Here is a 16,787-nt window from a genome sequence, read left to right as displayed (position 1 = left end):
AGGAGAGGAAAGAGTTCTCCTCGACGAGGAAAGTCATTGTCGGGGCTCTGCCTTGACATGGCTTTTCTCTTTTTGTGGGATTGAACCAAAAGCTTTGTGATCGGTAGAGGAGGTGACCCGGTGAGTAAACGCGATTATTACGAAATATTGGGAGTCAGCAAAGGTGCCACTGACGATGAGATTCGTAAAGCCTACCGAAAATTGGCGCGCAAATACCATCCGGATGTCAACAAAGCAGCAGATGCCGAAAAGAAATTCAAAGAGGTAAAAGAAGCATACGAAGTTTTGAGCGATCCCCAAAAACGGGCATCTTATGATCAGTTTGGCCATGAGGGTCCGGGTGCCGGCTTTGGCGGAGGCGGTTTTGGCGGAGCTGGAACCGGTTTTGACACCGATTTTGGGTTTGGTGACATCTTTGATATGTTTTTTGGCGGGGGTCGCCGCAACAATCCTAATGCGCCTCGCCAAGGTGCCGATCTGGAGTTTCGCCTGCAGATTGAATTTAAGGATGCCATTTTTGGGAAAAATGTGGATGTTGTGATCCCGCGCACGGAAAAATGCGATCAGTGCCGCGGTACCGGAGCCAAACCGGGAACGCACCCGGAAACATGTTCGGTATGCCACGGATCGGGTCAGGCGGAAATGGTGCAAAACACACCGTTTGGAAGGATTGTGAACCGCCGCATCTGTCATGCTTGTAACGGTTCAGGCAAGATCATTCGCGAAAAATGCCCCGCTTGTCGCGGTTCCGGCAACGTGAAACAAAAGAAAAAAATCAATGTCAAAATTCCGGCCGGAATTCATGAAGGGGCGCAATTGCGAGTTTCCGGGGAAGGAGAACCGGGGATTAATGGCGGGCCGCCAGGGGACTTATATATCACCATCTTTATTAAGCCGCATGACTTCTTCAGACGAGAAGGCGATGATCTTGTTTGCGAGTTGCCTATCACCTTCGGACAAGCGGCGCTTGGGGATGAGGTCATCGTTCCGACGCTGAACGGGCGGGCGCGGCTGAAAGTGCCGGCCGGTACGCAAACCGGAACAGAATTCCGCCTGCAGGGGAAAGGAGTTCCGCGTATGCGCGGCTACGGCGAAGGTGATCTGCGCGTGAAAGTCCGTGTGGTGACGCCGACCAAATTGACGGAAGAACAAAAAGAAGCCCTGCGCAACTTCAGTCGCCTTTGCGGCGAGTATATCAACAATGAGCAGTCCGGCGGAAACTTCTTTGACAAAATGAAGCAAGCGTTTCGCGGGGACTGATCACAGATGAAACGGGCGTGGATCAGCCCGTTTTTTATTTATTGTCAGATGAGGTGGGTGAATCGGATTGGACTGGATGGAAATTGTCATACACACAAATCAGGAAGCAGTCGAAGCCGTCAGCTTTTTGTTGCAGGAGCTGGGGGCTGATGGTGTCGCGATCGAAGATCCCGAAGTGCTCCATCGGGCATGGGAAAATCGCTATGGAGAAATAATCGAGCTTTCGCCGGATGATTATCCCGAAGAAGGGGTTCGCATCAAAGCCTATCTGTAGACCCGGAGGAGCTGTTGCAAAAGGTGAGGGAAGGATTGGAGCACCTGAAGCACAGCGGACTGAACATCTCCCCGGGGACGGTCACGCACCGGATGGTGAATGAAAACGATTGGGCGGATGAATGGAAAAAATACTACAAGGTCAGCAAAATTTCAGACCGGATTACGATTAAACCGACATGGGAAGAGTACGATCCTTCGCCGGGAGAAAAAGTGATTGAACTCGATCCCGGAATGGCCTTTGGCACGGGGACGCACCCAACCACGGCTCTGTGCATTCACCTGCTGGAACAGGCTTTAACCCCCGGCGACCGTGTGATTGACGTAGGCTGTGGCAGCGGAGTGCTGAGCATCGTTGCCGGGAAATTGGGGGCGGAGCATGTTCTGGCGCTCGATCTTGATCCCCTGGCTGTCGAAAAAACACGAGAAAATGTGGAAACCAATCATTTATCCGGGGTCATCGAGGCCAGGGAAGGTGATCTCCTCAAAGGTGTGGGGCAAACCGCCGATCTGGTCGTGGCCAATATTTTGGCCGAGATCATTGTGCTTCTGGTTCACGATTTGCCACGGGTGTTAAAACCGGGGGAGCGTTTATCGCTTCCGGGATTATCGAAGAAAAGGCAAAATGGGTGGAAGCGTCGCTCCTCGATGCCGGCCTTGAAGTGTTGGAAACGAAACACCAGGACGGTTGGGTGGCAATCCTCGCGAAAAAATGGTAAAATGGCAGGAGTGTCAAATGCAGAGATATTTTGTCTTACCTGAGCAAATTTCTGATGATGAATTGGTGATTCGGGGTGAAGATGTCCATCATCTGAAAAATGTATTGCGGGCCAAGCCGGGGCAAAACCTGATCGTTTGTGCCGGTCAGGGCTTGGATTACCAAGCGGAAGTGATGGAGATCGCAGCAAAGGAAGTGCGCTGCCGCATCATCGGCCGAAGCGTTTCCCGCGGTGAACCCCGAACCAAAGTGATCATTGCACAGTCCCTGCCCAAAGGGGATAAACTGGAATGGATCATCCAAAAAGGAACGGAACTGGGTGCGGTTTCGTTTATTCCGTTTATTTCAAAACGAAGCGTTGTTAAAATAGATGCACGCAAGGCAGACAGGAAGCGGGAACGGTGGCAAAAAATTGCCAAAGAAGCGGCAGAACAAGCACACCGCGGGCAAATTCCCACTGTCTCCCGGCCGCTTGCGTGGGAAGAGTTGCTGGAGCAAACGGAGAAGGCTGAGGCGAGTTTTATCGCTTATGAAAAAGGTGGAATTCCTCTGAAGGCGGCGATCTCATCCGTGAGTGCGAACAATATCATGGTGATCATCGGGCCGGAGGGCGGATTCGAGGAGCGGGAAATTGCAGCGGCCAAAGAGAAGGGAGCAATCCCCGTCTCTTTGGGTGCACGTATACTGCGCACGGAAACCGCTCCGCTTGTGGCGCTTTCTTGCATCATGTTTGCAAGAGACGATTTGGGAGGTGAAAATGGATGAGAACGGTGGCATTTCATACATTGGGATGCAAAGTTAATGCATATGAGACGGAAGCGATGTGGCAGCTGTTCAAAAAAGCAGGCTACGAACGCGTGGAGTTTGAGGAAGAAGCGGATGTTTACCTGATCAACACCTGTACGGTAACCAATACGGGTGATAAAAAGAGCCGTCAGGTGATTCGGCGGGCGATCCGGCGCAATCCCGATGCGGTGATCGCGGTTACCGGTTGCTATGCGCAAACCTCGCCGGCGGAAGTGGCTGCGATTCCAGGTGTCGACATCGTGGTGGGAACGCAGGGGCGTGACAAGTTAATTGAGTATGTGGAGAAATTTATCCACGAACGGCAACCGATCAACGCCGTAGCCAACATCATGAAACAGCGGGAATTTGAAGAACTGGATGTACCGGCCTTTGCGGACCGCACACGTGCTTCCCTGAAAATCCAGGAGGGTTGCAACAATTTCTGCACCTTCTGCATTATTCCGTGGGCCAAAGGGCTGTCCCGCAGCCGCAAGCCGGAAAATGTGCTGGCCCAGGCGCGCCAATTGGTTGACGCCGGTTATAAGGAGATTGTGCTCACCGGCATTCATACCGGCGGATATGGCGATGATTTTGAAAACTATAAACTGGCTGATCTCCTGTGGGATCTCGATAAAATCGAAGGGCTGAAACGGATTCGCATCAGCTCGATCGAGGCGAGCCAGATCGATGAACGGATTATCGAAGTGCTGAACGCTTCTGAAAAAATGTGCCGCCATCTTCATATCCCGTTGCAAGCAGGGGATGATGCCGTTTTGAAACGGATGCGGCGCAAATACACCACGGCTGAGTTCAGGGAAAAAATCCTTGAACTTCACGAGGCGATGCCCCAAGTGGCCATCACCACCGATGTGATCGTCGGTTTCCCTGGTGAAACGGATGAACAATTTGAGCGCGGTTATCGCTTTATCGAGGAACTGCAGATGTACCAATTGCATGTGTTCCCTTATTCCAAACGCACGGGAACCCCGGCCGCGCGCATGCCGGATCAGGTTCCGGAAGAAGTGAAACATGAGCGGGTTCGCCGCCTGATTGAACTTTCCAACCGCCTGACTGTTGATTACGCACAAAAATTTGTCGGCGATGTCTTGGAAGTGATCCCGGAGCGTCCCTTTAAAGAAGATCCGACCAGCGGTCTTTATATGGGATATGCGGATAACTATTTGCAAGTTGCTTTTCCGGCAACGGAAGACATGGTCGGAAAAGTGTGCCGCGTGCGGATCGATCGGGTGGAAGGCGAATATTGCCATGGCACGTTTGTGCGCGTTGTCGACGATGTTCCGCGTCCCGCTCGTGCGGTTTAGGTCACTGGCTGTCAGCAGAGTGTTTGCTGACGGCTTTTTTTATGAAAAGGATTTGCGGCATTTTAGGCAGATCATCTGTCCGTTTAAGCGCTTCCCGGCTTGTCTCGTAAGGGAAAATTGTGCTATGATCTCATAGCAAACAGTGGAAGGGATGGTCGAGGATGAGAGAAGTTTCCGCCGGCGGTGTTGTCTACCGGCAACGAGACAGGCGGACCGAAATTCTGATGATTGAAGATCGGTTTGGCCGTTGGACGCTGCCCAAAGGAAAAAAAGAGCCGGGAGAGACGGATGAGGAGACCGCCTTACGGGAAATCGAGGAAGAAACCGGAATTAAGGGCCGGATTGAATCCCGGCTTCAAACAGTTACTTACCATTATCTACATGAACTGCATGGACAAGTGGAAAAGAGCGTCGTCTATTATCTCGTGCAGGCGCTGACCGGAACGGAGACACCGCAGTTGGAGGAGATTAACGGTGTCGTCTGGTTGCCTGCCGAAGAGGCATGGCAAAAACAGCGGGAATTTGGCTATGATAACAATGATGAAGTGATGAAACTCGCTCTCGAGCAAATCAGGTTACGGAAAGGAAATGAATCATGAATGCAAAAGAACTGGCAGCGATGATCGATCATACGCTCTTAAAACCGGAAGCAACGCTGGAACAAATCCGCGTTTTGTGTGAGGAAGCAAAACAATATCACTTCGCCTCTGTTTGTGTCAACCCATTTTGGGTAAAGGAGGCGGCGAAGTTATTGGCCGGGACGGATGTGAAGGTATGTACGGTTGTCGGCTTTCCGCTCGGAGCCACCACAACGGAGACCAAAGTGTTCGAAACCAAGGATGCCGTTAAAAACGGGGCCGATGAAATCGACATGGTCATCAATATCGGAGCATTAAAATCAGGAGATTCGGAAACGGTCAAACGCGATATTGAGGCGGTGGTGAAAGCGGCAGAGGGGAAATTGGTCAAAGTGATCCTCGAAACCGGACTGCTCAATGATGAAGAAATCGCGGGTGCAAGCAAATTGGCCAAAGAAGCGGGCGCTCATTTTGTCAAAACATCGACCGGGTTTGGCAATGGAGGGGCAACCGTTGAAGCCGTTCGGTTGATGCGCAAAACCGTCGGTACCGATTTGGGTGTAAAAGCTTCCGGCGGAATTCGCGATCAGGAGACGGCGAAAAAAATGGTGGAAGCCGGGGCAAACCGGATTGGAGCCAGCGCAAGCGTCGCAATTGTCAGTGGCGGGCAGGGGAGCGGCTCGTATTAAGGGAGGCGGTGAAAATCGCCTCTTTTCCATGTCACGGTTTCATCGGGGATCAGATAGGTAATCCCCCGGGCGAACGGTTCGCAAAACGGCAGTACGGCTACGGAGCAAATCACGTTGAACAGCGTTTGGATATGGGCGATTTGGGTGGCTGGATTATCGGACAGATAAGGCGTGAATTGGCTGATCAACGGGATGAGCGGCGCAAACAGGATCACTCCGGCCAAATTTAGAAGAAAATGGGATAAAGCCACTTGTTTGCTGGCCGTGTTGGCGTTGACCGCCGCGAGGATGGCGGTGACACAGGTTCCGACATTGCTGCCGAAAACAACCGCGATCGCAAACGGCAAAGGGATGGCATGGGAGGCGTAGAAGCCCATCGTGATCGCGATGCAGGCGCTGCTGCTGTGAATGAGCGCGGTAAAAACAGCCCCGATGACAATCCCGGCCAGGATCGGATGGCCGCCATAGTCGATCACCCACTGGATCAGACCGTGTTCTTTGATCGGCGAAGCGATTTTCTGCATGTAATCGATCCCCAGAAAGATCATTCCAAAACCGGCCGTCGTTTTTCCCAGACGGGAGACAATGAGCTGCGGCAACATCCAGAGAATGGTGCCGAGGATGAGAAGGGGAAGCGCGAAATCCTCGATTTTAAGGGCGAGGATTTGCGTTGTAATGGTTGTCCCGATATTGCTCCCCAGAATGATGCCGATCGACTGGGCGAAGGTCAAAACACCCGCATTGACAAAACCGATTGTCAGAACCGTGATCGCGCTTGAAGACTGCAAGAATGCAGTTGTAATCGTTCCGGTCACAAACCCCCTGAACGGGGTGCGCGTGAACTTGAGCAGAATATCTTGCAGGCGATTGGCCGCCAGCGCTTCCAAGCCTGTCCGCATAAAGTGTAGCCCGATCATGAACACACAAAGCCCGATAAGAAATGGAATTCCGATTTCCCTGAACATGGTCTGCACCCACCCCTCCTGATCCTTTGCCTATATATATGGTGGACAGACAGGGAGCATGACCAGTAAAATGGAAAAGAACCGTTCGTTCAAGGGAGATGAGCGGACAAATGCCAGTTTGGCTGCAACACCGTTCCGGTTTTTGTCCGCGTGGAAATTGATCAAGAATCCTGAAATGGTTGCGGCCTTCGGGGAAGAAAAGGGGGAGAATCAAATCCGGTAAAATCGGGCCGGTACAGTTCGGGGAAACCCGGCAAGGCTCGCGGTTGTTCTCTTTTCGGTAGCAACTGCTTTTCCGGGTCGGGTTCGGGAGAACCAAAAATCGCCCACGTCTCCGTCTGAAATCCGTCCGCAAAGCGGGGAGGGGCAATTTGCTCCGCTTGCTCTCCAGCAGAAGTGCTGGCGGTTTCAGCCTCCGTTCCTTCCGTGTTTTGTCCGCTTTCGGACAAGGACCGGAGTTCCTCTTTGATCATTTTGCGGATCAGCCGCCGGAGATGGGATTCATAAGCAGAAGGTCGACGAACCAATTTATTCACCTCTTTTCCTCAACGTGTTATAGTATATGCTGATGAGAACCATGGGTGAATGTACTGATCCTAATCGAGAGTGGAGGTTCAAACAGTGGAATCCTGCATTTTTTGCCAGATTATCGAAGGGAAGATCCCTTCAAAAAAAGTGTATGAAGACCGCGATGTACTTGCCTTTCATGACATTGCACCCGCCGCGCCCACTCATGTCCTCGTCATTCCGAAAAAACATATTCAATCGCTGATGCACCTGGAGGAAGAAGATCAAGAACTGGTCGGCAAGATCCATCTGGTCATCCAAAAGCTGGCCCGTGAACTCGGCCTGGATGAAAAAGGATTCCGTGTGGTGAATAATACCGGCGAACATGGCGGTCAGACCGTGTTCCACATCCATTTTCATCTGCTGGGCGGACGTACCCTCACTTGGCCTCCGGGCTGATTTCTTCAATAACAGGCTGAAGCGTTTTGACAGGTTTTGGACTTGTACGTTATAATATAAAATGACTCTTTGTGTCCCAACGGTTTCCAGAGCTTGGGCTTTGGAAAAAGCCTGGGAAAGGCTTGATTTGGGCATCGTTGGTAGTTTTCTGATGCAGTTGTCGTGCTGACTCTCCGCTGGGGATCAGGCCGATGCTTGCGTGGAAATGTGTGGGTCTTTTCCTTTAGCTATGGCTGCGCGCCCAAACGGCCTAACTGACCCGTGGAGGGAGGGAATAGCATGGTAGAAACCCGTGTGCGCAAAAACGAATCGCTGGACAGCGCTTTGCGTCGCTTCAAACGCTCTTGCGCCAGAGACGGTGTATTGGCGGAAGTAAGAAAGCGCGAGCGTTATGAAAAACCTAGCGTACGTCGCAAGAAAAAATCAGAGGCCGCTCGCAAAAAGCGTCGCTAAAGAGGTGGCAACTCTTGAGTCTTTTGGAACAATTAAACGAAGATATGAAGTTGGCGCTAAAAAATAAAGAAAAAACCAAACTCTCCACGATTCGCATGCTGAAGTCTTCCATCAAAAAAGCGGAAATCGATAAACGGCGTCCGCTTACTGATGAAGAGGTGCTCGAAGTGGTGTTGCGCGAAGTGAAACAGCGCCAGGATTCACTTTCCGAGTACGAAAAGGCAGGCCGGGAGGATTTGGTGCAAAAAGAGAAAGAGGAAATGGAGATCCTCCGCGCTTACTTGCCTGAACAAATGAGCGAGGATGAAGTAAAAGCACTTGTGCAGCAGGTGATCCAGGAATTGGGTGCTTCATCCAAAGCCGATATGGGTAAGGTGATGGGTGCTCTCATGCCCAAGGTAAAAGGAAGAGCGGATGGAAGATTGGTCAACCGCTTGGTGTCCGAAGCGTTGAGTTGAGTTATGCAGCAGCGTGTTTTAACCAAAACACGCTGTTTTTTTTCAGTCTGACCACTGAATCAGGAAGGGAGAGGCGGAGAAGAAGCATGTATGAGATCGCTCAATTTCTTACCAATCCCTATGTCATGGGCGTGATTGTGGCCATCGGTTTGATCGGAATTGCGGTTGAACTGATGTCGCCGGGTTTTGGGGCACCAGGGATCATCGGGCTCATTTGTTTCTTTTTCTATTTCTGGGCTCATTTCACCATGGGAACGGTGAGCTGGGGAGCACCGGCTCTGTTTGTGCTGGGGGCCGTTTTACTCGTCTTGGAATTGATGTTGCCGACGCTTGGAATTTTGGGAGTGATCGGATTTGTGATGATTCTTGCCTCAATTGTCATGGCGGCAGCCGATTTGTGGGCGGGATTGACGGCCCTTGTCATCGGCTTTGTGCTGGCCGGCATCATTTTATGGGTGCTGATCCGCTTCATCGGGTTAAAAGCGTCCTGGAACCGGATTGTGCTGAAGGCGGAACAAAGGAATGAAGAGGGGTATGTGTCCGCAAAAAAGCGTCGGGATCTGTTGGGCATGGAAGGCGTCGCCGTCACCCAGCTCCGTCCTTCCGGGTTTGCCCGGTTTGGAGAACGGAAAGAAGATGTTGTCAGTGAAGGAGAGATCATTCCGCAAGGTGCGAAGGTAAAGGTGATCGCCGTTGAAGGGGCCAGAGTCGTCGTACGAAAGATCGAGGACTAGTCATCTTTTCCTGATCATTCATTCAAAGAGAATCTCCATTTTTCATGACTTATGGAATTTTTTTGCGATATGATAGAATTGTCAATAAAGGAAATCAGTTGAAGGAGTGAAGGGAATGACGGGCGGAGCGTTGGGGGCTGTTTTGTTGGTCATCCTGATTGTTATTGTTTTATCGATTTTCTTCTCATTTGTACCGGTAATGCTCTGGATCAGCGCGATGGCATCGGGGGTTTATGTGGGACTCTCCACGCTGGTCGGGATGCGCCTTCGCCGGATTGTTCCTGCACGAATCGTAAATCCCTTGATCAAGGCGCGCAAAGCCGGCTTGCATGTTGATATTTCCCAATTGGAAACGCACTATCTGGCCGGAGGGAATGTGGACCGGGTTGTCGATGCCTTGATCGCCGCCCAGCGGGCTGATATCGATCTGATTTTTGAACGGGCCGCGGCAATTGACCTGGCTGGTCGGGATGTGCTCGAGGCCGTGCAGATGAGCGTCAATCCAAAAGTAATCGAGACACCGGAAGTCTCTGCTGTATGTAAAGACGGAATCGAGGTAAAAGTGATTGCCCGGGTAACGGTGCGTGCCAATATCGACCGTTTGGTGGGCGGAGCGGGAGAAGAAACGATTATTGCCCGTGTCGGAGAGGGAATTGTGACGACGAATGGTTCCGCTGACAGCCATAAGGATGTGTTGGAAAACCCGGATATGATCTCGGAAACCGTGCTCTCCAAAGGGCTGGATGCCGGAACCGCCTTTGAAATCCTCTCCATTGACATCGCTGACATTGACATCGGGAAAAATATCGGGGCGAAACTGCAGATCGACCAGGCGGAAGCGGATAAACGCATCGCTCAGGCGAAAGCCGAAGAACGGCGGGCAATGGCCGTGGCACTGGAGCAAGAGATGAAGGCAAAGGTGCAGGAGATGAGGGCTAAAGTGATCGAAGCGGAAGCCGAAGTGCCGCGCGCGTTGGCCGAGGCGCTCAAGTCCGGGAAAATGGGGTTCATGGATTATTACATGATGCAAAATATTGAAGCCGATACCAAAATGCGCCGCTCGCTGGGTGATGATGATCCGGAAGCGGATGCGGAAAATTAATCAGTCCCCGCTTCACCCAAGGGAGGTGGTTTCATGGAAATTCGCATCTCAGCGCAAAAGCTGCGGAGCGGATCGCTTCAGGCGGTGAGAACCGGCTTGGAACGGGGGCAAAGGCCGGGCAAAAGGATTGGCTCGCTCCGTGAAGGGATGCGGATGAGAGAGATTTTAGGTCCGCCCCGCGCATTGAAACCGTATCGTTTTTCGCTGTTCCGTTAAAATTAAAACAAATTGTACTCGGCTCGTGAAGAGATTTCACGAGTCTTTTTTATTATTCATGGAAACAACTGCGTTTATTAGATTTTGCTTCAAATTTCATACTAAAAACCAAAGGAGGTGAAAGGCATGGCACGTCGATCCAATTCCAATCGCCTGTTGGTGCCGGGAGCGGCTTTGGTTCTTAACCAATTTAAAGAAGAGATCGCGGCCGAGTTCGGTGTGAAATTGGGTTCGGATACGGCCGCGCGCGCCAACGGATCTGTCGGAGGAGAAATTACCAAACGCCTGATCGCTGCGGCTCAAAACGAAATGAAAACGGAATAAGATGGAAGACGGCGGCATAGTAGGTCTCTATGCCGCTTTTTGTGTCTGCTTCATAAATCGGCCTTTGGGCGCATAAGAGTGAAAAAAGAAGAAGATCGGATGGGAGAGGGCGGGAGCTGATGCGCAAATGGGTTTCGGATTGGTTGGACCTGCCGGCAGAAGTGACAGAAGAAGTTCCACGGATCGAGATGGTCGGCTCGCGGCGGCTCCAGATTGAAAACTATCTTGAAGTTGAAAAATTCAGCCCAACCGAATTGAAGCTGAAAGTGAAGGAAGGAACCCTGCAAATCAAGGGGGAGAAATTAAAGATCGCCGTCATTTATCAGGATGGTGTGCGGATTGAAGGCGAGATTCAGGAGTTGCGATATATGAAGTAAGGGGAGAAATGCGGTGGCAGTGATGGGTTATCCGGCATTAGTCAAAGGAAAAGTCCGTTTGGCCTGTACGGGGGAACGGGTTACCGGTTTGATCAATCAAACGGTACAGGCAGGCATACATCTGGAAGATATTCAATGGGTTCATGAGCAGAAGCTCCACCTTACCGTACCATTAACGCATTTTTTTTCGTTCGTTTCAATCGCCCGCAGGAACAAGGTGAGACTGAAAATAGTCAAAAAAGAAGGTGTGCCGTTTTTCATGCGCAAGCTGAAGCGGCGTAAAGCGTTTTTGCTCGGTGTCGCTCTTTTTATTCTGCTCACGCTCTCTCTTTCTTCATTTGTCTGGAGAGTGCAAATTGAGGGAAACGAGCAAATTCCGGAACGATATGTACAAGCCCTCTTAAAGAAGGAAGGGGTGTTTGTCGGGCAACTTAAGGGAAAACTACCGGAAGCGGAAGTTATCCAGCACGATTTGCTCATGCACCTTCCAAAGGCTTCGTGGGTAGGATTCCGCGTGGAAGGGACAAGGGTGATTGTCACGATTGTGGAGAAAAAAGAGCCGGAAACAAAAAAAGAGGAGAACCGGGACCCGGGGCCCGTAAACCTGGTCGCCAAAAAGAACGCGATGGTTTATGATTTGCGCGTCGAGAGGGGAAATCCGCTCGTTGAGGTCAATCAGGTGGTGAAAAAGGGACAGATCTTGGTCTCCGGCATTTACGGCGACCCGGAAAATCCGGATCATGGAAAAATCGTCGGTGCAAAAGGAAAAGTGATCGGGGAAGTCTGGTATGAATCCAATGTATCGGTTCCGCTTGTGCAGAAGCGGAAGGTGTATACGGGAGAGCGGGTGAAAAAGCTGTCGCCATATCTGTTTTCCATGATCATTCCCAACCCTTTTGCCGAAAAAGTCCCATTCAAAAAGGTGGAAACGATTCGCAAAATCCACTCCTGTTACTTGGGGAAATGGCGGCTCCCGTTCGGATTGGTCGAAGATGAGATTTTGGAGATGAAGTGGGTGAAGAAGGATCTGACTCCCGAGGATGCCGTGATGTTGGGAAAAATGCGCGCGAGGGAGGAACTTCAACAGAGATTGGGGGGCAACGGACGAATTTTGGAAGAAAAAATTTTGCACCAGCGCGTGGAGAATGGTAAAGTGAATTTGAAAGTGCACTTTGATGCCATTGAAAATATTGCAAGTATACAACCGATTCTGCAAGGAGAATGAGCCATTGCAAAATCAAGATCATTCGCTGAAAATTCGCTTGCGGGATGCCGCAGAAGCACTTAGTCTATTCGGGCCTCATGACGCCTATCTGAAGCAGATTGAAGCCAATACTTCCGCCAGGATCTTTTCGCGCGGCGAAGTGGTGATCATCACCGGAAGCGAGGAAGAACTGGAGATATTGGATCATCTGTTTCGTGTGCTGCTGTCCTTGATCAGGCAGGGAAAAACGATATCAGATCGCGATATTGTCTATGCCCACCGTCTGGCCAGACAGGGACAAGCAGACGAACTGCTCGAACTTTATCAGGAAGAGATCGGCACGACGCAAAAAGGGAAGGCGATTCGCGTTAAAACGCTCGGACAACGCCATTATGTGTCCGCCATCAAGAAGTCGGATATCGTCTTCGGAATCGGGCCGGCCGGTACTGGAAAAACCTTTCTCGCAGTCGTGTTGGCCGTATCTGCCCTGAAAGCGCACAGCGTGAAAAAGATCGTCCTTACACGTCCTGCTGTGGAAGCCGGGGAAAATTTGGGCTTTTTGCCCGGGGATTTGCAGGAAAAAGTGGATCCGTATCTTCGCCCGTTATATGACAGTCTCTACACCATGCTGGGAACGGAACAAGTGGCGAAGATGATGGAGCGCGGATTGATTGAGGTGGCTCCTCTGGCCTACATGCGGGGGCGGACATTGGAAGATTCCTTTGTCATTCTCGATGAAGCGCAAAATACGACCCCCGAGCAGATGAAGATGTTTTTGACCCGCCTCGGCTTTGGGTCTAAAATGGTGATTACCGGCGACGTGACCCAGGTGGATTTGCCCAGAGGCAAAAATTCGGGATTGAAAGAGGCTGAACGGATTTTAAAGGCAGTACCGGAGATTCAGTTTATCTATCTCGGACAGGAAGACGTTGTTCGTCATACGTTGGTGCAGAAAATTATTGATGCTTATGAACAGGATCGAGTAAAGGAATAAGCAGCAAGGAGTCGGTTCAAAGATGAAGGAGAAAAAGGAACCGTCATCCCAGCGGGAGAAAAAAGGGAAAAAGGTTGAGACCTGGAAAACGAGTTTTCGCATACACTTGCTCTTATACGCGATCATAGGGATCGCGTTCTATTTATTACTCTTAAAACATGTATTGCCCGAACAATACGTCATACGCGTGGGACAAGTCAGCCCGGCCACGATCGTTTCCCCCGTCACGAAGATCGATGAATATGCGACCGAAATGGCAAAAGAGCAGGCGGCGGAAAAGGTGGAACGCGTTTACACCAAGGATGACCGGGTTACCAATCAGCAGATTGACAAAATCGACCGCTTTTTCGCCGAAGTCAGAAAGGTGCTGACTGATCACACTTTGTCCGATGATGAAAAAAAGCAGAAAGTGAAACTGATTTTGGAAGAAACATTTTCCGATGCATTTTCCGATACCTTTTATGCGAACTTGCTGAAAATCTCTCCCGACGATCTGACGGCGATCCGGCTGAAGACGAGGGACATTGTGTTTGATATCCTGAACAAGGGAGTTCGCCAGGAGGAGCTGGAGAACAAAAGGGATTCGGTGGACCGCGTCCTGGTTACTACTTTGCTGGATCAGGACTCGTTGGACAATCGTTCCCGTTCGATTGTGCGCGAATTGGCCAAAAAGAGCATTGTTCCCAATGATTTTTTTGATCGGGAACGAACCACGGCTTTGCGTGAGGCAGCGAAAGATGCCGTGCAGCCCATTCCGATTCGAAAAGGGCAAATTATCATCGCTCTGGGTGAGGTCGTCACTCCGGATCAGTACAATAAACTGCAGGAACTGGGTCTTTTGCGCAAAGAGACTAATTTTTGGCCGCATTTAGGCTTGCTGCTCTTTATTTTCGTGGTGTTGGCTGCCATCTTTACCTATATTCGCAATTATAAGCCCCGGCTTTATAAAAATAATATGAATCTGCTTCTCCTGTTTTCAATTTTGCTGTTGACGGTGCTCGGGATGAAGATGGTGGCCATTGGGCAGAATTTGGAATGTAGTATGATCGGTTTTCTCGCGCCGGTCGGCTTCGGGGCGATGCTGATCACGCTGCTCCTCGATCTTCAGGTGGCCATGGTGTGCAACGTATTGCTCGCTGTTTTTGCCAGCATCTTTTTTAACGGGGATAATCATATTTTGTTTGATTTTCGCTTTGGTTTTACCGCGCTGGTCAGCGGTGCAGCCAGTGCCTTCGCTCTGACCGATGTCCGCAGGCGGAGCGGGATTTTACGGGCGGGACTGGTCGCCGCACTTTCCGTCAGTTTGGCCATCCTGGCCCTTTATATGATGTATCCTACGGAAGGAACGATGAACGAACTGTTTTTATCCATCGGGTTCGGCATGTTGGGCGGAATCTTTTCGGCCGTGCTGACGATCGGTTTTTTGCCGTTTTTTGAGACGGCTTTTGGCATCCTGTCACCCATGCGTTTGGTGGAACTGGGGAATCCCAACCAACCTCTGCTGAGGCAGCTGCTGATCAAATCCCCGGGTACATACCACCATTCCATCATTGTCGGAAATTTGTCGGAAGCAGCCGCGGAAGCGATCGGGGCAGACGGATTGCTGGCCCGGGTGGGGGCTTATTATCACGATATCGGCAAGACGAAACGGCCGCAGTTTTTTGTCGAGAACCAGCTGAACCGCTCCAATCCGCATGATAAAATTTCGCCGAATTTAAGCAAAACGATCATCATTTCCCACGCGCGGGACGGAGTGGAATTGTTAAAACAATACCGCATTCCGAAACCGATTCAGGATATTGCCGCCCAACACCACGGAACCACCTTGCTCAAATATTTTTATTATAAAGCGTTGAAACAAAATAGCGGGACCCAGGTGTTGGAGGAGGATTACCGTTATCCGGGACCCAAAGCTCAATTCAAGGAAGCGGCGATCGTGGGTATTTGCGATTGTGTGGAAGCAGCAGTTCGCTCCCTCGCCCGGCCCACCCCGTCCCGGATTGAAAACATGGTCAAGAAAATTGTGCAGGATCGCCTGGAGGACGGGCAATTTGATGAGTGTGATCTTACGTTCAAAGAGCTGGACATGATCACAAAGTCGATCTGTGAAACGTTGCAGGGCATTTTTCACTCCAGGATCGAATATCCGGAAGAACCTGTTAAAGTAAAAGGAGTAAAGCAAGGATGAATTTGCGTTTGGAACTGGGTATAGAATTAGAGGTGACGGAAGAGGAGAGAGAAGCGATCTCCTCGCTGGAAAAAGCGTTGCAGGCTGCCGCGGATTTTGAAGAGCTGCCGCCGGTTGAAGTGGCCGTAACCATTGTTGACAATGAAAAAATTCACCAGCTGAACCGGGAATACCGCGGGATCGACCGCCCGACCGATGTTTTGTCATTTCCGCTGTGGGAACCCGATGAAGAGTGGGTAATCGATGAAGAAGAAGAGGGAGTCATGCTGGGAGATATCGTGATTTCCCTGCCGAAGGCAAAAGAGCAGGCTGCGGAATACGGCCATACGCTTGCCCGTGAACTCGGTTTTTTGGCTGTGCACGGTTTTTTGCATCTCCTTGGCTATGATCATGAGACCGAGCAAGAAGAAAAAGAAATGTTTTCAAGACAGGAGGAGATTTTAAGCCGGATCGGTCTTCAGCGATAGAAGGGGGCTTCTTCTCATGTGGGTGACCAAATTGCTGCGCAGCTTTGTTTACGCTCTGGAAGGGCTAAAGTATACGGTCATTACGCAACGGAACATGCGCATCCATTTTCTCATTGCCCTCGCTGTCCTTTTTTTCGCCTTGTACCTCCCGATCAGCAAGTTGGAGGTACTTGTCGTGTTTATCACGATTATTCTGGTTTTATTTGCGGAGTTGATCAATACCGCTGTTGAAGCGGTGGTGGACATGGTGACGGAGGAATACCATCCGCTGGCCAAAATCGCGAAAGATGTGGCTGCGGGAGCGGTGCTGTTGACCGCTGGGCTTGCGGTGATTGTCGGAATCAGTGTCTTTTATCCGTATCTCGATAAACTGTTTATCCGCCTGACCGCGGGTACTTCTTATCCTGCCAACATCGGGCTGGCCGTGATCATCGTGTTCGACTTTTTCCTCACTCTGCTTTTAAAGGGTTGGTGCCACCGTGTCGAAAAGCATACATGGGAGCCGAGCATGACCTCTTCGATTTCACTCTGCATCTCAACTCTGCTGATTCTGGTAACGGGCAACCTGCATATTACGTTTTTGGTTCTGCTCCTGCTCATGATGCTGGTGGGCATGCGCCTTCGTTACCAGCCTCGGCGACTGTCCGTGGTGATCGGAGGCATTCTCGGCATTTTTGTGGCGACGATCGGTCTGCAGTTATTGTAAATGATTC

The 16,787-nt window shown here is 50.8% G+C and carries 20 protein-coding genes and 1 pseudogene; 19 read left to right on the top strand and 2 right to left on the bottom strand.

The window, feature by feature from the left end:
* Window positions 1-120 precede the first annotated feature (120 nt).
* From dnaJ to deoC, 6 genes and pseudogenes are all read left to right on the top strand, one after another.
* On the top strand, window positions 121-1,260 hold the full coding sequence (gene dnaJ / locus JG50_RS0114115) for a molecular chaperone DnaJ (RefSeq protein WP_033101745.1): 1,140 nt from the start codon (window positions 121-123) through the stop codon (window positions 1,258-1,260).
* A gap of 67 nt (window positions 1,261-1,327) precedes the next feature.
* Window positions 1,328-2,252: pseudogene (gene prmA / locus JG50_RS18360) on the top strand (50S ribosomal protein L11 methyltransferase).
* A gap of 17 nt (window positions 2,253-2,269) precedes the next feature.
* On the top strand, window positions 2,270-3,016 hold the full coding sequence (locus JG50_RS0114105) for a 16S rRNA (uracil(1498)-N(3))-methyltransferase (RefSeq protein WP_033101744.1): 747 nt from the start codon (window positions 2,270-2,272) through the stop codon (window positions 3,014-3,016).
* The gene (gene mtaB / locus JG50_RS0114100; protein ID WP_033101743.1) at window positions 3,013-4,359 is read left to right on the top strand and encodes a tRNA (N(6)-L-threonylcarbamoyladenosine(37)-C(2))-methylthiotransferase MtaB; all 1,347 of its coding nucleotides are present in this window, start codon (window positions 3,013-3,015) and stop codon (window positions 4,357-4,359) included. The genes JG50_RS0114105 and mtaB overlap by 4 nt, the downstream gene beginning before the upstream one ends.
* A gap of 161 nt (window positions 4,360-4,520) precedes the next feature.
* Window positions 4,521-4,958: an NUDIX hydrolase gene (locus tag JG50_RS0114095; RefSeq protein ID WP_033101742.1), complete on the top strand. Its 438-nt coding sequence runs from the start codon at window positions 4,521-4,523 to the stop codon at window positions 4,956-4,958.
* Window positions 4,955-5,626, top strand: a complete 672-nt coding sequence (gene deoC / locus JG50_RS0114090; RefSeq protein ID WP_033101741.1) for a deoxyribose-phosphate aldolase — start codon at window positions 4,955-4,957, stop codon at window positions 5,624-5,626. The genes JG50_RS0114095 and deoC overlap by 4 nt, the downstream gene beginning before the upstream one ends.
* Here deoC and JG50_RS0114085 read toward each other — a convergent pair.
* Together JG50_RS0114085 and JG50_RS0114080 are read right to left on the bottom strand one after the other, a co-directional pair.
* Complete coding sequence (locus JG50_RS0114085; protein ID WP_033101820.1) at window positions 5,623-6,591, bottom strand: Na/Pi cotransporter family protein; 969 nt, start codon at window positions 6,589-6,591, stop codon at window positions 5,623-5,625. The two genes, deoC and JG50_RS0114085, sit on opposite strands and share 4 nt — an antisense overlap.
* Window positions 6,592-6,752: 161 nt before the next feature.
* Window positions 6,753-7,118 carry a hypothetical protein gene (locus JG50_RS0114080; RefSeq protein ID WP_033101740.1) on the bottom strand — a complete coding sequence of 122 codons (366 nt, stop codon included), beginning with the start codon at window positions 7,116-7,118 and terminating at the stop codon, window positions 6,753-6,755.
* Between the two features lie 94 nt (window positions 7,119-7,212).
* On the opposite strand from JG50_RS0114080, the gene JG50_RS0114075 reads away from it, so the two are divergent.
* The 13 genes from JG50_RS0114075 to JG50_RS0114015 all read left to right on the top strand — a co-directional run bounded on the left by JG50_RS0114075 (window position 7,213) and on the right by JG50_RS0114015 (window position 16,780).
* The gene (locus tag JG50_RS0114075) at window positions 7,213-7,557 is read left to right on the top strand and encodes a histidine triad nucleotide-binding protein (protein WP_033101739.1); all 345 of its coding nucleotides are present in this window, start codon (window positions 7,213-7,215) and stop codon (window positions 7,555-7,557) included.
* Between the two features lie 279 nt (window positions 7,558-7,836).
* Entirely contained in the window at window positions 7,837-8,010 is a 174-nt protein-coding gene (rpsU, locus tag JG50_RS0114070) for a 30S ribosomal protein S21 (RefSeq protein WP_033101738.1), read from the top strand.
* 14 nt (window positions 8,011-8,024) lie between these two features.
* A complete protein-coding gene (locus tag JG50_RS0114065) occupies window positions 8,025-8,468 on the top strand; it encodes a GatB/YqeY domain-containing protein (RefSeq protein WP_033101737.1) in 444 nt (147 codons plus the stop codon).
* Between the two features lie 86 nt (window positions 8,469-8,554).
* A complete protein-coding gene (locus JG50_RS0114060) occupies window positions 8,555-9,202 on the top strand; it encodes an NfeD family protein (RefSeq protein WP_052154348.1) in 648 nt (215 codons plus the stop codon).
* A gap of 115 nt (window positions 9,203-9,317) precedes the next feature.
* Complete coding sequence (gene floA, locus JG50_RS0114055) at window positions 9,318-10,304, top strand: flotillin-like protein FloA (RefSeq protein ID WP_033101736.1); 987 nt, start codon at window positions 9,318-9,320, stop codon at window positions 10,302-10,304.
* A 33-nt stretch (window positions 10,305-10,337) separates the two neighbouring features.
* A complete protein-coding gene (locus tag JG50_RS0114050) occupies window positions 10,338-10,520 on the top strand; it encodes a hypothetical protein (protein WP_033101735.1) in 183 nt (60 codons plus the stop codon).
* A gap of 126 nt (window positions 10,521-10,646) precedes the next feature.
* Window positions 10,647-10,844: an alpha/beta-type small acid-soluble spore protein gene (locus JG50_RS0114045; protein ID WP_033101734.1), complete on the top strand. Its 198-nt coding sequence runs from the start codon at window positions 10,647-10,649 to the stop codon at window positions 10,842-10,844.
* 119 nt (window positions 10,845-10,963) lie between these two features.
* The gene (gene yqfC, locus JG50_RS0114040; protein WP_033101733.1) at window positions 10,964-11,221 is read left to right on the top strand and encodes a sporulation protein YqfC; all 258 of its coding nucleotides are present in this window, start codon (window positions 10,964-10,966) and stop codon (window positions 11,219-11,221) included.
* A gap of 22 nt (window positions 11,222-11,243) precedes the next feature.
* Complete coding sequence (yqfD, locus tag JG50_RS0114035) at window positions 11,244-12,446, top strand: sporulation protein YqfD (RefSeq protein WP_232330942.1); 1,203 nt, start codon at window positions 11,244-11,246, stop codon at window positions 12,444-12,446.
* A gap of 4 nt (window positions 12,447-12,450) precedes the next feature.
* A complete protein-coding gene (locus JG50_RS0114030; RefSeq protein ID WP_033101731.1) occupies window positions 12,451-13,419 on the top strand; it encodes a PhoH family protein in 969 nt (322 codons plus the stop codon).
* Window positions 13,420-13,441: 22 nt separating this feature from the next.
* Entirely contained in the window at window positions 13,442-15,607 is a 2,166-nt protein-coding gene (locus JG50_RS0114025) for an HD family phosphohydrolase (RefSeq protein ID WP_033101730.1), read from the top strand.
* Between the two features lie 2 nt (window positions 15,608-15,609).
* On the top strand, window positions 15,610-16,074 hold the full coding sequence (gene ybeY / locus JG50_RS0114020) for an rRNA maturation RNase YbeY (RefSeq protein WP_370589220.1): 465 nt from the start codon (window positions 15,610-15,612) through the stop codon (window positions 16,072-16,074).
* Window positions 16,075-16,090: 16 nt separating this feature from the next.
* Window positions 16,091-16,780 (top strand): diacylglycerol kinase family protein, encoded by a 690-nt coding sequence (locus tag JG50_RS0114015; protein WP_052154347.1) that lies wholly within the window; start codon window positions 16,091-16,093, stop codon window positions 16,778-16,780.
* Window positions 16,781-16,787: the final 7 nt, after the last annotated feature.

It is taken from the genome of Thermoactinomyces daqus (assembly GCF_000763315.1).
GTDB classification, from domain to species: domain Bacteria; phylum Bacillota; class Bacilli; order Thermoactinomycetales; family Thermoactinomycetaceae; genus Thermoactinomyces_A; species Thermoactinomyces_A daqus.
This window is presented reverse-complemented; position numbering and strand designations above follow the sequence as displayed.

Excerpts from the sequence above, each read along its gene's own strand:
- JG50_RS0114105 (WP_033101744.1), top strand. The coding sequence starts at position 2,270 with ATGCAGAGATATTTTGTCTTACCTGAGCAAATTTCTGATGATGAATTG.
- mtaB (WP_033101743.1), top strand. The coding sequence starts at position 3,013 with ATGAGAACGGTGGCATTTCATACATTGGGATGCAAAGTTAATGCATAT.
- JG50_RS0114095 (WP_033101742.1), top strand. The coding sequence starts at position 4,521 with ATGAGAGAAGTTTCCGCCGGCGGTGTTGTCTACCGGCAACGAGACAGG.
- deoC (WP_033101741.1), top strand. The coding sequence starts at position 4,955 with ATGAATGCAAAAGAACTGGCAGCGATGATCGATCATACGCTCTTAAAA.
- JG50_RS0114085 (WP_033101820.1), bottom strand. The coding sequence starts at position 6,591 with ATGTTCAGGGAAATCGGAATTCCATTTCTTATCGGGCTTTGTGTGTTC.
- rpsU (WP_033101738.1), top strand. The coding sequence starts at position 7,837 with ATGGTAGAAACCCGTGTGCGCAAAAACGAATCGCTGGACAGCGCTTTG.
- JG50_RS0114060 (WP_052154348.1), top strand. The coding sequence starts at position 8,555 with ATGTATGAGATCGCTCAATTTCTTACCAATCCCTATGTCATGGGCGTG.
- floA (WP_033101736.1), top strand. The coding sequence starts at position 9,318 with ATGACGGGCGGAGCGTTGGGGGCTGTTTTGTTGGTCATCCTGATTGTT.
- JG50_RS0114050 (WP_033101735.1), top strand. The coding sequence starts at position 10,338 with ATGGAAATTCGCATCTCAGCGCAAAAGCTGCGGAGCGGATCGCTTCAG.
- JG50_RS0114045 (WP_033101734.1), top strand. The coding sequence starts at position 10,647 with ATGGCACGTCGATCCAATTCCAATCGCCTGTTGGTGCCGGGAGCGGCT.
- yqfC (WP_033101733.1), top strand. The coding sequence starts at position 10,964 with ATGCGCAAATGGGTTTCGGATTGGTTGGACCTGCCGGCAGAAGTGACA.
- yqfD (WP_232330942.1), top strand. The coding sequence starts at position 11,244 with ATGGGTTATCCGGCATTAGTCAAAGGAAAAGTCCGTTTGGCCTGTACG.
- JG50_RS0114025 (WP_033101730.1), top strand. The coding sequence starts at position 13,442 with ATGAAGGAGAAAAAGGAACCGTCATCCCAGCGGGAGAAAAAAGGGAAA.
- JG50_RS0114015 (WP_052154347.1), top strand. The coding sequence starts at position 16,091 with ATGTGGGTGACCAAATTGCTGCGCAGCTTTGTTTACGCTCTGGAAGGG.